Source organism: Sorangium sp. So ce590, assembly GCF_051521365.1.
Taxonomy (GTDB): Bacteria; Myxococcota_A; Polyangia; order Polyangiales; family Polyangiaceae; genus Sorangium.
Map to the genome: position 1 here is coordinate 387277 of NZ_CP150346.1, position 12532 is coordinate 399808.

Here is a 12532-nt window from a genome sequence, read left to right on the forward strand (position 1 = left end):
CGTGACGCGGCTTGTCAGCATCGACGGTGTCATCCATCGGCCGGAGGAGGCCAAGGTCTCGGTCTACGACCGCGGCTTCCTCTACGGCGACAGTGTCTTCGAGACCATCCGCACCTACGGCGGCGAGCCGTTCGCGCTGGAAGAGCACCTCGCCCGCCTCGAGCGCTCGGCCGAGCGGATCGCGATCGCGCTGCCGATCCCGCGCGACGCGCTCGCCCGCGAGGTGCGCGCGCTGATCCGGGCCGCGAGCGCGCCGGAGGGCGCCGGAGCCACGGCGGGCTCGGCGGGCGCTGCGGGCTCGGCGGGAACGACGGGCCCGGCCGCGCCGCTCGAGAGCTACATCCGCGTGATGCTGACCCGCGGCAGCGGCCCGCTCGGGCTCGATCCCGCGCTCGCCGGGGCGCCGCTCCGCGTCGTCCTCGTCGAGCCGCTGAAGCCGCTGCCGGGCGCGCTCTACCGCGAGGGGATCTCGGTCATCACGACGCGCACCCAGCGGGCCGGCGACGCGGCGCCGGGGGCCAAGATCTCGAACTACCTCGAGAGCCTCCTCGCCCTGCGCGAGGCGCGGGCCGCCGGGGCCCACGAGGCGCTGATCCTGGACCCGTCGGGCCACGTCGTCGAAGGCACGACGTCCAACGTCTTCCTCGTGGAGCGGCGTCCGCCGGCGCGCGAGGGCGCGCAGGAGGCGGGACACCTGCTGATCACGCCGCCCAGGGAGGCAGGGATCCTTGTCGGCATCACCCGGGCCAACGTCATCGACGTCGCGGGCGAGCTCGGCATCCCGGTGTGCTGCGAGCCGGTCACGATGGCCCGGCTCCTGGCTGCGGAGGAGGTGTTCATCACCTCGAGCCTCCGCGAGATCGTTCCGGTCGTGCGCGTGGACGGGCACACCCTCGGCGCGGGACTCCCCGGCCCGAAGACCCGGGCGCTGCACGTCGCTTTCCGCAAGAAGGTGGGTCTTGGTGAGGCGCCCCTCCCGTGGGAGGCGCCCTGAGCCCCGGCGACCGACCGGACCGCGTCGAAATCTTGCGATCCATGATGTGTTGCTCGGAGCGCGCGTCCAAGAAGCGGGCTGACACGCTCCCTGCGCGGTCGGACGGGGCTCGAACCTCGCCTGCCGTACTATCTGCTCGAGAGGAATCCATGATGAATCGCTCGCTTCGAATCGCCTGCTTCCTGATCTGCGCTGCGTCCGCCGCAGCGGCGGCCGGGTGCGTCGTCACCGCCGAGACCCTCGTGCGCTACGAAGGCACCGACGAGAGCGTGCGTGTCGAGTACCTCCCGACCCAGAGCATCCGCATCGTGAGCGACAACGGTGACGTCGAGGTCCGCACGGGGAACGTGAGCGATGTCGTCGTCACCTTCTCCCCGTTCACGATGCGCAAGAAGGACGAGAACGTGCTCGCGGTGCAGGAGATCGAGGAGAACCTCGATCTCGCCGCGAAGACCGAGGGCGAGGTCGTCATCACGACCCAGCGCAGGGCGGGCTCCTCCGGGTACCTCGGCGCCGACATCGAGGTCGTCCTGCCCGCCGACTTCGACGGCGGGCTCCGCGTCGAGCAGGACAACGGCAGCGTCGAGATCGATCTCGACGGCGCCCCGTCCCGCGGCACCACCGTCCTGAGCGACAACGGCAGCATCGACGTGGTCGGCGCGCGCGGCGCCATCAACGTGGCCACCGACAACGGCGGCGTCTTCGTCGACCTCGACGCGTGGAGCAGCTCGGACGGGGCGATCAGCTCCGGCAACGGCGCGGTCGAGCTCTCGGTGCCGGCGGGGGTGGACGGGACGATGACCGCGCAGACGCTCAACGGCGACGTCGTGGAGCAGGGCATCCCCTCGACGTGGGCGACCGCCGGCGAGGGCAGCGCGACGTCGTACACGATGGGCGACGGCAAAGGCGGCCTGCTCGAGCTCTTCACCGAGAACGGCGACATCACCGTCACCGTGAAGTAGCTCCGCCAGACAAAAGCCGAGAGGCGAGCGCCGGGTCGTTCCGGGCTCGCCTCTCGCGCTTGTTTCCCGGCGCGCCAGCCGAGCCGGCGCGCGCGATCACGCGCCGGCGTGGCCGGCGCGCGCGATCACCCGCCGGCCGCCTGCTGGGCCTCGCCGCCCGAGCCCTCGGCGCTCGCGGCCTCGGCGCCCGAGCCTTCGGCAGGCTCCTCGCCGCTCGCGGCCTCGGCGCCCGAGGAGGGCCCGGCCGCGTCGGCCGGAACCGGGACCCGCAGCTGCCCGCCGCCCTGCTGCGCGAGCACGCCGAGCGCCTTCTGGAAGAACGCCGCCAGGAAGGGGATCTCGCGCGGCGGCGCGGTGATCAGCCCCGCCTCCTTGATGGCGCGCGCCACGGCGAGGGCGGTGGTGGCCGCCGCGTCCCCCTTGCGCGCCCGCAGCGAGACCGCGCTGCTCCGCATCCGCGTCGCGAGCTGCCCGCGCACCTCGGGCGAGAAGAACCGGTCGGTCGCGAGCTCGAGCTCCTCGCGCAGCGCCGTGTTCACCTGCGCGGGATCGCGCATCCCGGCGGACCCGAGCCGCTGGCCGACCTTCTGCAGGAGCTCGTCGAGCGCCTGCCGGGCGGGCAGCCAGTGCCGGAACTCCGGCTCGTCGTGCAGGGCGGCGGAGCCCGGGATGAGCGCCGCCACCTGCTCGTCCGTCAGGCTCTCCTCGAGGTCGGCCACCGGGTGGCGCGGCTCGGTCTCCGGCGCGGGCTCGATGAGATCGCGACACCCCTCGAGCCCGAGCGGCACGACCTGCCCCGACACGGCGTTCTGGCGCTTGGCGGTCGCGACCCGATAGCGGGCCCACTCCAGGGAGACGGGCACGGGCGCCGTGCCCAGGTTGTCGTACGCGCGCGCCCGGCCCTCCTTGAGCTGCGAGCCGCTGAGCCACCCCGCGCCGGCGTGCAGCACGCCGACCGACTCGCGCACGATCACCTCCGCGATCCGGTAGCGGCCGCTCGTATCGCGGCTCGTGATCGCGATGGCCTCGGTCCCGCTCGAGTCGGGCGGGATCAGCGTCGCCTGGATCACCTCGGCGCGCTCCTCGGCGAGCCGCACCACGCGCGGCCGCGTCGGGATCGCCGCCCCGCGCGACTTCAGCACGTTGAGCGCCCGCCGCGCCGCCTTCCGCGCCGCGCCGGAGGCGTCCTCCGACTCGGCCGCCGCCGCGATCGCCTCGGCGTTGGAGGCGCCGATCCAGGCGTCGATGAGCGCCGGCGCGGCGTCGCCCGCCGCCCGCAGCGCCTCGATGGCCCGATCCCAGCCCGCCGCGAGCACCTCGGCGTCGAAGTCGACCTTCGCCGCCTCGACGCCCGCGCTGCCCTCCGGGCGCGCCCCGCTGTCGGCCTTGCCCTTCGTGGCCGCCGTCGCCTGCTTCGCCTTGGCGGTGCGCGCGCTGAGCGCCTCGCGCGCCGTGAGCGCCGGCTTGTCCGCCGCCGCGACCTGCGTCGCCTTGGCCGCCGGCAGCGCGAACAGGAGGTGCGCCGGCCTGGCCGGGCCCTGCGGCTGCCGGGCGCCCTTGCCCGTCACGACCGTCGCGCTCGCGCCCTGGCCGACAACGGTCACCATCCGGTCGCTCTGCTGCTGCTTCGCCGCAGCGGGCGCTCGTCCCCCGGCGCCCCCCGGGCCTTGCGCCCCGGGCCGCGCGCCCTGCGGGCGCCCGCTGTCTGTCCGCCCGCCTTCCGCGACCGGTCGCGCCGAGAACCCGCGGTCGGGCCTCGGTCCCCGGTCGGGCCTCGGCCCGCGATCAGGCCTGGGTCCGCGGTCGGGCCTGGGCCCGCGATCGGGCCTCGCGCCCTGCTCCGCTCCGGCTCCCTGCGCCGCGCCAGGTCCCTGCTCCACCCTGGGGCCACGCTCCGGCCTGGGCCCGCGGTCGGGCCTGGGCCCCCTGTCGGGTCGCGGGCCGCGGTCGGGCCGCGGCCCGCGGTCGGGCCTCGGCCCGCGGTCGGGCCGCGGCGCGCCGGATGCCCCGGCGGTCCGCTCGGGCCTCGGCGCGCGGTAGTCGCGGACGACGCGCGGCGCGACGGTGGGCGGCGGCGCGGCGTCCTCGGTCGGGGCCGGCGGCGGCGCGTCCGCCAGCGCCGGGCGCTTGCGGGGCGCGATCAGGTCCAGCAGCGAGCCTTGCGGCTCCTTTGCGGCGGCCTTCGCCGAGGGGCGCGGCGCCTCGCCCGCGGGCTGCGCCGAGGCGCCCTCGGACGGCTCGTCGGCTCGCTTGGCGACGCTCGCGCTCGACGTGCTCGCCGAGCGGACGACCTTCCGCGCGCGCGGCTTGTCTCCGCTCTCTGCATCGGGGGCGCCCTCGTGCGCAGATTCGGGAACTGCGCTGGCGGTCCGCTCCGTGCTCTCGCTCTCGTTCTTTGTGCTCATGTCGAGGCTCCCGGGGACATTTTGGAGAGGGGGACCGCGGCCGCGGCTCCCCGATTATCGCGATAGATGGGCAACAGCTTCGATCTCGACGGCGGAGCCCTTGGGCAGCGCCGCCACCTGCACCGTCGCCCGTGCGGGCAGCACGCCGCCGACGGCCGCCCCGTACACCTGGTTGACGACGGCGAAATCCGCGAGGTCCGTCAGGTAGATCGTGGTCTTCACCACGTCGTTCCAGCTCGCGCCGGCCGCGGACAGCACCTCGCTCAGGTTCTTGATCACCTGGGTCGTCTGCGCCTCGATCCCCCCGGCGACGAGCTCGCCCGTCGCGGGATCGATCGGGATCTGGCCGCTGCAGAACACGAGATCGCCGGCCCTGACGGCCTGCGAGTAGGGCCCGATGGCGCGCGGGGCCCGATCGGATGTGATTGCGGTTTTGGACATGTCGACCTCTGAATCGTGGAGCGCCTCGGCGTGCGGGGAAGGCTCGCCCGCCCCGCGCTGACGTGGGTCGGGGGCCGATCTACGCGGTTCCCTCTAGCCGAAGCTCTTCCGGCCTTCGATCGCTCGCCCCAGGGTCACCTGGTCGGCGAACTCCAGATCTCCCCCGTGGGGCACGCCGCTGGCAATCCGCGTGACCTGGATCCCCATGGCGCCGAGCTCGCGCGCGAGCAGGAGCGCGGTCGCCTCCCCGTCGACGGAGGGCGGGGTGGCGACGAGCACCTCCCGCACCGGCTGCTCGGGGTCGAGCACGCGCGCCCGGAGCGCCGCGAGCGGCAGCTCCTCGGCGCCGACCCCCTCGAGGGGCGAGAGGAGCCGGCCGAGCACGAAGTAGCGCCCGCGCATCGCCCCGCTCCGCTCGATCGCCAGGAGGTCCTGGACGCGCGCGACGACGCAGAGGAGGCCGCCGTCGCGCCGCGTGTCCTGGCAGATGGCGCAGAGCGCCCCGCCGCCGTCGTCGATCTCGGCGATGTGGCCGCACCGGACGCACGGCCGGATGTGGTCGCAGAGCTCCGCGAGCTCGCTGCCCAGGTCGCGCGCGGTGTCCTCGCCGGCGGTCACGAGGAAGAGGGCGAAGCGCTGCGCCGTCTTCTCGCCGACGCCCGGCAGGCGCGCGAGCAGCTGGGCGACGCGCGACAGCCGGCCGGGCAGGCCTCCAGACGCGCTGCGGAAGCCGGCGGGGCCGCCGTTCGGGAGCTTCGAGGAGCCGGGGAGCGAGGCCGGGGGACGCAACGCAATCAAGTGTGCATGCCGGGGAGCTTGACGCCGCCGGTCACCTTGGCGATCTCGCTCTCGACGAGCTTGTCGGCCGTCTCGAGCGCCGAGTTCGACGCGGCCACGATGGCATCGAGCGCCATCTCCAGGCCCTCGCTCGCGAGGAACGCGGGGTCGACGTCGATCCGGCGCACCTTTCCCTCGCAGGTGACCACGACCGTGACCTTGTCCCCGGCGGCCGTCGCGCTTACCTCGCGCTCCTTCAGCTCGTCCTTCACCTGGTCGATTTTGCGCTGCATGCGCGCCGCCTGGCGAACCAGCTCATTCATTCCGCCGCGAAATTGCATGAGACGGCGGTCTATGCCGTGAACGGCGCCGCGCCGCAACCGGGAAGGGGACGCGGAGAGCGCGGCCTGTCCGGCCCCGTCCGGTCGCGTCTCACGTCGAGCGGCGCTTCCGCCTCTCCAGGGACTCCGTTGCGCACCCTTGCGCAGGGCGGCCGGCCCCGGTCTGGGCGGAGAAGGGTGCGTTTGGCGCGGCAACTCTGGCAAACTCACCGGAATGCAGGGCGGCGTCCGAGTCGGCCACAGCTGCGGCGACGCGCTCGCCAGAAGGTGCTAGTCGAGCAGCGTATGAGCTACGTCGTCCTCGCGCGGAAATGGCGCCCGCAGTCCTTCGAGGATCTCGTCGGCCAGGAGCACGTATCCACGACGCTCGGCAACGCCATCGCGCGGGATCGCGTCGCGCACGCCTTCCTCTTCACGGGCGTCCGCGGGGTCGGCAAGACGACGAGCGCGCGCATCCTCGCCAAGGCGCTGAACTGCGTGCAAGGCCCCACGGCGAAGCCGTGCCAGACGTGCCCGCAGTGCGCCGAGATCACCGTCGGCGCGGACGTCGACGTCCAGGAGATCGACGGCGCGAGCTACAACGGCGTCGACGAGGTGCGGAAGCTCCAGGAGAGCCTGCCGTACCGGCCGGCGCGCGACCGGTTCAAGATCTTCATCGTGGACGAGGTCCACATGCTCTCGAACGCGGCGTGGAACGCGTTCCTGAAGACGCTGGAGGAGCCGCCGCCGCACGTGAAGTTCATCTTCGCGACGACGGAGGTGCACAAGGTCCCGGTCACGATCCTGAGCCGGTGCCAGCGCTACGACTTCAAGCTCATCGGGGCGCAGGCGATCGCGGCGCGGCTCCGCTGGGTGCTCGAGCAGGAGAAGATCCCCGCCGACGATCCGGCGCTCAGCGCGCTCGCCCGGGAGGCCGCGGGGAGCATGCGCGACGCGATGAGCCTGCTCGACCAGGTGATCGCGTGGGTGGGGACGAGCGGCGATCGCATCACGGCCGAGGGCGTGGCGAAGGTGCTCGGCGTCGCCGACCGCGTGGTGCTGCACCGGCTGGCGGAGGCGCTCGTGGACGGCGATCCTGCGGCGTGCGTGCGCATCGTGGGCGAGCTCGCGCAGCAGGGGTACGACCTGCCGCACGTGGCCCGCGACTTCCTCGCGCACCTGCGCGATCTCGTGGTGGCGAAGGTGTGCGAGGATCCGGCGCCGCTGCTCGATCTCGCCGACGAGGAGGTCGCCGACGCGCGGGCGCTCGCGGCGCGCGCGGACGCGGACGATCTCACGCGGCTGCACCAGGGTTTCTCGCGCTCCTTCGACGACATCGTCCGGAGCGGCCAGCCGCGGGCCTCGCTCGAGATGGCGCTCGTCCGCCTCGCCAGGCGGCCGCCGCTCCTGCCGATCGACGAGCTGCTGCGCCGCCTCGGCGATCTCGAGCGGCGCCTGAACGGCGGAGGCGGCGGTGGCGGCGGTGGCGGTGGTGCGCCGGAGCGCGCGCCGCAGCGGCCCGGCGCGCCGTCCGGCGGAGCGGCTGCGCCCCGGCGCGGCGCGGCGCCGGCCGAGGCAGCGCCCGACGAGGCGCGGGCGGATGCGCGCGCCTCGGGCGTCGCGGCAGAGGGCATCGCGGCCCCGGGGGCGGCGCGCGCGGGGAGCGGCGCGGCGGCTTCGTACGGCGCGGCGGCTTCGTACGGCGCGGCGGTGAACGGCGCGGCGGTGAACGGCGCGGCGGCTTCGTACGGCGCGGCGGCGCACGGCGCGCCGCGGGCGAACGGCGCAGCGGCGAGCGGCGCGCCGTACACCGCGGGGGTGGCGAGGGCGACGGGCGGCGTGGCGGCGAACGGCACGTCGTCGGCGCACGTCGTGGCCCTCGCGAATGGCGCGCCGGGCGTGCACGGCGCGGCGGCCAGCTTCGCGGGCGGCGGCGCCGCGCCGGCCTTCGCGAAGGCCACGGCCTACGCGAACGGCGCGGCCGCGCCCGCGTACCGCGCCGACAGCGCGCCGCCTCCCTCGCCGCGCGGCGCCCTGTACTCCGTTCCGCAGAGCGCCCCGCCCCCCGCGGCGCAGGCTCCGGCGCCGCGGTCGAGCGCGCCGCCGCCGGCGGCGCAGGCCCCGGCGCCGCGGTCGAGCGCGCCGCCCCCCGCGATGAGCGCCGGCGATCTCGCCACCTGGCGCGCGGTGATCACCGGGGTCCGGGCGCTGCGGCCGGCGCTCGCCTCGGTGCTCGAGCACGCGGCCGTGCTGGAGCTCACGCCGACCCGCGTCGTCCTCGGCTACGAGGCGAACTCGTTCCTGTCCGGCCAGGCCACCGAGCCCGCGGCCCGCGAGCTGCTCGCCCGGGCCCTGCGCGCCCATTTCGGCGGCCCCGCCGAGCTGGTCTTCGAGACGATCACCCGCGGCAGCGCCGGCCCCTCGCTCGCGCAGGTCGAGACCGCCGAGCGCAAGGCGCGGGTCGAGGCCGCCCGGCGCGCCGTGGCCGACCACCCGCTCGTCACGGCCGCGATCGAGCTGCTCGGCGCGGAGCTCAAGGACGTGCGGCTCTCTCAGGACTTCGCCGAGGGCTGAGCGCCCCGCGCCGCCGCGCGAGCGAGCTCAGCCTTCGTCCCGCAGCCAGCTCCGGAACGCCTTGACCGCCGCGTGCTGATCCGGCCAGCGCACGAAGCGCGCGAGCGCGGCGAGATCCAGAGCCGGAAGGAGCTCGCTGGCCGCGATGGCCTCGTACGCCTCGCCGCGCAACGCATGGATCTGGAATGCGTCGCGCTCCCAGAACCAGACCTCACGGACGCCGAGACCGCTGTAGACAGATAGCTTGTCGAGCCCACCGCTCGTCAGCACCACCTCGATCGCAATATCGGGGAATTCCTTGAGCGGCTCGCCGACGCAATAGCACTCGTCGGGCTCGAGGCCCCGTGCCTTGGCCTCGCGACGGAACGTGGTCGAGCCGTAGCCGTGGAGCGGCACATCCCGCTCCAGCGCGAAGATCTCGATCAGGCGGGCGATGAGCGTCTTCGTTGCTTCGTGATCGATGGACGGGCTCATCAGCTCCAGCGTTCCCTCGCAGAAGGTCATCCGCAGGCCGGGTGTGTCCAGCTCGTCCCGCAGCCTCACGTAGGTCTGCCAGGGGACGCCGTGGATCACGAACCGCTGCTCACCCGCGGGCGCGATCGAGGACGGAAACGGCATGTGCGCGGCGGCTACCATGGGCTCTCACGCAAGGTAGCACGCGCGCCCCGAGCCAGGAGCTCCGCCCGCTCTTCCACGGTGCCGGGGCCGACATCGACCACCTCGAAGCCGGCCGCGCGGTAGAGCGCGCCGAGCCGCTGGTTGATCCGCTCCGCCTCGGCGGCGCGCGCCTCTCTGCTCCTGCCCCAGCGCGGCGCCTGCAGCTCGGGCATCACGGCGAACAGGAACACAAGCGCATACCGCTCGAACGCGGGCTCGCCGGGCGGCCACGGATACTCGGCCTCTCCGCTCGTGCGCAGGTAGTACTCGACCGGATCGAGCGCCCCGCGCTCCAGCCAGTCGCCATCCCGCGCCTCCGCCTCGATCGTCTTCTGGGTCTCCAGCACCCGCGCGGCGAACTCCCGCTTTCGGCACATGGGACAGACGTGGTCCGGCGCGTCGATCGGGCGAAACGGCTCGTCCGGCGGATGGCCGTGGGTGCGCGCGCCGAGCTCGTCGAGCACGCGCCGGTGCGCCTCGCCGTGCACGCCGTAGCCCCGCGTGGACGCGAGATGACGGAGCGTCGTGGTCTTGCCGCACCCATAGGCTCCCGTCGCGACGAAGAGGCGCTTGTTCGTCTCCATCATCTCGTTATCGCCGCGCCCACCACACCGAGCCGGCGCCGCGCTCGGCCGCCCGTCCGGCCAGGGACATGAAGTGAGCCACGGCGTCCATGACCCCCGCGTGCTTGTCGTTGTGATCGTGGCCGGCCAGGACGGCGCCCGGCCTGAGCTTGGGCCACCAGGCCTCGAGATCGGCTCGCACGGCCGCGCGGTCGTGCGAGCCGTCGAGAAACACGAGATCCAGGCTCGCTTCGGCGAAGCGCGCCGCCGCGTCCGTGGACGGCATCCGGAGGACGCTGGGCCGGATCCCGAGCGCCTCCATGTTCGCCTGGAACGCGCCCGGCACGTCCTCCGCGGCCAGCAGGGCGCGATACCGCCCGTCGTACGCGTCGCTGGAGCCTTCCCACGTGTCGACGCAGTGGAGCGCGACGCCGTTCCTCGCCGCGAGCCGCCCGACGTGGGCCGTGGAGAGCCCCTTCCAGCAGCCCACCTCGACCATCGCGCCACCCCGGAGCGAGCGCACGAGCGCTCGGTACGCCAGGCCGTCTTCCTCGGAGAACCAGCCCTGGATCGGTTCGACCCGCGTCACCGGAAAGAGCGCGAGGAGCGCCGCCTGCTTCTGCGCTGGATCGCTGTATTCGTACTGCCGGTCGCACAGCTTGACGAAGCAGCCGGCATCGTGCGCGACGAACAGGGGCCGCTGGATCACGGCGAATTTCTTGAGCGACGTGGACCGCTCGGGCTCCCGCTCTCCCGACCGGATCTCGTCGGCCGTGGTCGCGAAGATCACGTCCTCGTGCCGTATCGGGCGCCCCTGATCCGGGCCGTCGGTCCACGGCCTCTCTCCGGGGTATCCGGCGCGGTCGGTGCCGTGCTCGAGGAGGCGAGCGAGCTTGTCTGTCTCGCTCGCGCGGAACAGCAGAGGGCCCGTGATGCCGCGCCCGTCGAGCTCGTCCAGCACCTCCTCGAGAAAGAGCAGGTTCCGGCCGATGTAGGGCAGGGGGATGATCGGCGGCGTCATGATGCGTCGAGCGCGGCACGCGCCGCCGGGGGTGGGCCCAGGATGCCGTCCCACGGCTGCCAGGTGGAAGCGAGCCTCCCGTTCGGGTGGAAGATGAGCTCGTGGACGATGCCTGGGCCCGAGCGCTTCGTCTCCTCGAGCTGGGCGAGGTCGGCCTCCTCGAAGACAACATCGATGTCCTCGAAGCGGAACACCTCGACATAGTAGTAATAGCCCACGATCTGCCGCTCGAACGAGAACCGCGGGTCGGCGCTGAGCGCGTCGAGGAGCGGCTCGAGCTGGACGCGGGAGCGATCGCTGTATTTCACGACGTGGTTCTCGACCACCGCGGCCTTGTCGGTCTTCATCAGCTGGCGGAAGATCACGTTGTCGACGCCGAGCGACCGGGCGAACCGCAGATAGGCCACGATGGGCTCGACCGAGTCGATCTGCCCCTGCAGGAGCACGCAGGAGAGGCGCACCCGGGTGCCGCCCGCCGCGGCCGTCTCCACGACCTGGCGCAGCTCGTCGACGCTCAGGCCGTCCTTCATCACCATCAGCTTTGCGTTCCTGTCGTGATCCGGGTGGGCGCGGCTGATGTTGAGGTGCTGGACGCCTGTCTCGACGATCCAGTCGATCACCCGCTTTCCCTCGCGCTGCTGCAGCAGCCCCGACCCGTTCGTGGTGAGCGTCCGCTTGCGTCCTCGGCGGGCCTGTCCGAGGGCGAGGATGCGGGGCAGCCGCGGATCGTGGCTCGGCTCGCCGCCGGTGATGGATACCGTCGGATCGAGCGGCTGGAGCGCGACAAGGGACTCGGCCATGGCGTCGAAATAGCGTTCGTCGTCGTCCTCGACGGTCTTCTGCACCGACAGGCTCCGCCCGCGCGACGCCGGCCTGAGCTCCTCGACGCAGAAGTGGCATTTCGCATTGCAGGGCTGGCGGCTGTAGATGGAGAAGTTCGCATTGCGGTAGATCTCGACCGGCTGTCCCCACAGGTCGAAGCGCACCGTCTCGCCGGCGGTGCTGTTGCCCGTCAGATCGAAGGCGCGGCTCTTCAGGCGGCGCCATTCCTCGCGGAAGGGGCGCGCGCTCACGGCAGGTCTCGCATGGCGTCGGAGCGCGCCACGAGGTCGGGGCCGAAGGCGCGGCCGTCCGGGTTGAGCATCGTGAAGTGGGTGCCGACGAGGAAGGGCTCGTCCCAGTCCTCGCGCTTCTGCGCGAAGCCGTAGCGCTGCAGGTGGAACACGTTGGCGAGCTCGATGAGCCCCGCGTCGCGCACCGCCTGCACGACCCACGCGTCGCCGTCGGCCTCGTCCTTCCGGAGCCGGACGTTCAGGACGAGCTGGCGGTCGCCGCCGAGCGCGGAGAGCCGCTCGTGCAGGGCGCGCGCGAGGGCGAGGAGATCGCTGTCGTGCTCGAGGAGGTGGTGGTTGATCGAGAGCTTGATCGTGGCCGGCTCGCCGAGCTTCTGGAGCCAGGCGTCGAGCCCGGCCGGGTCCCGCGGGATCTCGACGCCGTTGGTCACGACGACGACGCGCGCGCAGCGGGGCTCGGCGCGGGCGAGCCGCACCATCTCGTCGAAGTGCGGGTGGATGGTGGGCTCGCCGCCCTCGAGCTGCACCTCGAAGGGGCCCTCGGCCGGGAAGCTCGCCTTGTAGCGGTCGAGGGCGAGGAAGGTCCGGCCCCGGGGCGACGAGCAGGTGCAGCACCACGGGCACGCGCGGTTGCAGTGGTTCGAGGTGGCCACGTAGAGCCGGTGCGGCCGCTCCGCCGTGGGCCGGTCGAGCGGGAGCGCGCCGGTGAGCGTGGCGTTCTGGGGTCTCGTCGCAGTCGGCATGG

Annotated in this window: 12 protein-coding genes; 3 read left to right on the forward strand and 9 right to left on the reverse strand. The window is 73.5% G+C overall.

All coding sequences use genetic code 11. The features are described 5' to 3' along the window. The first annotated feature begins 1 nt into the window (after position 1). Both WMF28_RS01435 and WMF28_RS01440 read left to right on the forward strand, forming a co-directional pair. The gene (locus tag WMF28_RS01435) at positions 2-994 is read left to right on the forward strand and encodes an aminotransferase class IV (protein WP_437600203.1); all 993 of its coding nucleotides are present in this window, start codon (positions 2-4) and stop codon (positions 992-994) included. A gap of 149 nt (positions 995-1143) precedes the next feature. Next, positions 1144-1956 (forward strand): hypothetical protein, encoded by an 813-nt coding sequence (locus WMF28_RS01440; protein WP_437600204.1) that lies wholly within the window; start codon positions 1144-1146, stop codon positions 1954-1956. A 125-nt stretch (positions 1957-2081) separates the two neighbouring features. Here WMF28_RS01440 and WMF28_RS01445 read toward each other — a convergent pair whose 3' ends face one another. The 4 genes from WMF28_RS01445 to WMF28_RS01460 all read right to left on the reverse strand — a co-directional run bounded on the left by WMF28_RS01445 (position 2082) and on the right by WMF28_RS01460 (position 5920). Continuing rightward, positions 2082-4361 (reverse strand): hypothetical protein, encoded by a 2280-nt coding sequence (locus WMF28_RS01445; protein WP_437600205.1) that lies wholly within the window; start codon positions 4359-4361, stop codon positions 2082-2084. A 54-nt stretch (positions 4362-4415) separates the two neighbouring features. Next, a complete protein-coding gene (locus WMF28_RS01450) occupies positions 4416-4802 on the reverse strand; it encodes a RidA family protein (RefSeq protein WP_437600206.1) in 387 nt (128 codons plus the stop codon). A 93-nt stretch (positions 4803-4895) separates the two neighbouring features. Then, positions 4896-5591 carry a recombination mediator RecR gene (gene recR, locus WMF28_RS01455; protein ID WP_437600207.1) on the reverse strand — a complete coding sequence of 232 codons (696 nt, stop codon included), beginning with the start codon at positions 5589-5591 and terminating at the stop codon, positions 4896-4898. A 5-nt stretch (positions 5592-5596) separates the two neighbouring features. Beyond that, positions 5597-5920 (reverse strand): YbaB/EbfC family nucleoid-associated protein, encoded by a 324-nt coding sequence (locus WMF28_RS01460; RefSeq protein ID WP_437485718.1) that lies wholly within the window; start codon positions 5918-5920, stop codon positions 5597-5599. Between the two features lie 285 nt (positions 5921-6205). Between WMF28_RS01460 and dnaX the strand changes: the two genes are divergently transcribed. Beyond that, positions 6206-8473, forward strand: a complete 2268-nt coding sequence (dnaX, locus tag WMF28_RS01465) for a DNA polymerase III subunit gamma/tau (RefSeq protein WP_437600208.1) — start codon at positions 6206-6208, stop codon at positions 8471-8473. A 27-nt stretch (positions 8474-8500) separates the two neighbouring features. On the opposite strand, the gene WMF28_RS01470 is transcribed toward dnaX, so the two are convergent. From WMF28_RS01470 to WMF28_RS01490, 5 genes are read right to left on the reverse strand one after another with little or no spacing between them, the layout of a single operon-like run. Beyond that, positions 8501-9109 (reverse strand): Uma2 family endonuclease, encoded by a 609-nt coding sequence (locus WMF28_RS01470; RefSeq protein WP_437600210.1) that lies wholly within the window; start codon positions 9107-9109, stop codon positions 8501-8503. Next, positions 9103-9717 carry an ATP/GTP-binding protein gene (locus tag WMF28_RS01475; protein ID WP_437600211.1) on the reverse strand — a complete coding sequence of 205 codons (615 nt, stop codon included), beginning with the start codon at positions 9715-9717 and terminating at the stop codon, positions 9103-9105. The genes WMF28_RS01470 and WMF28_RS01475 overlap by 7 nt, the downstream gene beginning before the upstream one ends. A 4-nt stretch (positions 9718-9721) precedes the next feature. After that, the gene (locus WMF28_RS01480) at positions 9722-10714 is read right to left on the reverse strand and encodes a class I SAM-dependent methyltransferase (protein WP_437600212.1); all 993 of its coding nucleotides are present in this window, start codon (positions 10712-10714) and stop codon (positions 9722-9724) included. Then, the gene (locus WMF28_RS01485) at positions 10711-11787 is read right to left on the reverse strand and encodes a radical SAM protein (RefSeq protein ID WP_437600213.1); all 1077 of its coding nucleotides are present in this window, start codon (positions 11785-11787) and stop codon (positions 10711-10713) included. The genes WMF28_RS01480 and WMF28_RS01485 overlap by 4 nt, the downstream gene beginning before the upstream one ends. Then, the gene (locus tag WMF28_RS01490; RefSeq protein ID WP_437600214.1) at positions 11784-12530 is read right to left on the reverse strand and encodes a radical SAM protein; all 747 of its coding nucleotides are present in this window, start codon (positions 12528-12530) and stop codon (positions 11784-11786) included. Before WMF28_RS01490 ends, WMF28_RS01485 begins: the two co-directional genes overlap by 4 nt. Between the last annotated feature and the right edge of the window lie 2 nt (positions 12531-12532).

Coding starts and splice junctions, on each gene's coding strand:
- WMF28_RS01440 (WP_437600204.1), top strand. CDS start 1,144: ATGATGAATCGCTCGCTTCGAATCGCCTGCTTCCTGATCTGCGCTGCG.
- WMF28_RS01445 (WP_437600205.1), bottom strand. CDS start 4,361: ATGAGCACAAAGAACGAGAGCGAGAGCACGGAGCGGACCGCCAGCGCA.
- WMF28_RS01450 (WP_437600206.1), bottom strand. CDS start 4,802: ATGTCCAAAACCGCAATCACATCCGATCGGGCCCCGCGCGCCATCGGG.
- WMF28_RS01460 (WP_437485718.1), bottom strand. CDS start 5,920: ATGCAATTTCGCGGCGGAATGAATGAGCTGGTTCGCCAGGCGGCGCGC.
- dnaX (WP_437600208.1), top strand. CDS start 6,206: ATGAGCTACGTCGTCCTCGCGCGGAAATGGCGCCCGCAGTCCTTCGAG.
- WMF28_RS01470 (WP_437600210.1), bottom strand. CDS start 9,109: ATGGTAGCCGCCGCGCACATGCCGTTTCCGTCCTCGATCGCGCCCGCG.
- WMF28_RS01475 (WP_437600211.1), bottom strand. CDS start 9,717: ATGATGGAGACGAACAAGCGCCTCTTCGTCGCGACGGGAGCCTATGGG.
- WMF28_RS01480 (WP_437600212.1), bottom strand. CDS start 10,714: ATGACGCCGCCGATCATCCCCCTGCCCTACATCGGCCGGAACCTGCTC.
- WMF28_RS01490 (WP_437600214.1), bottom strand. CDS start 12,530: ATGCCGACTGCGACGAGACCCCAGAACGCCACGCTCACCGGCGCGCTC.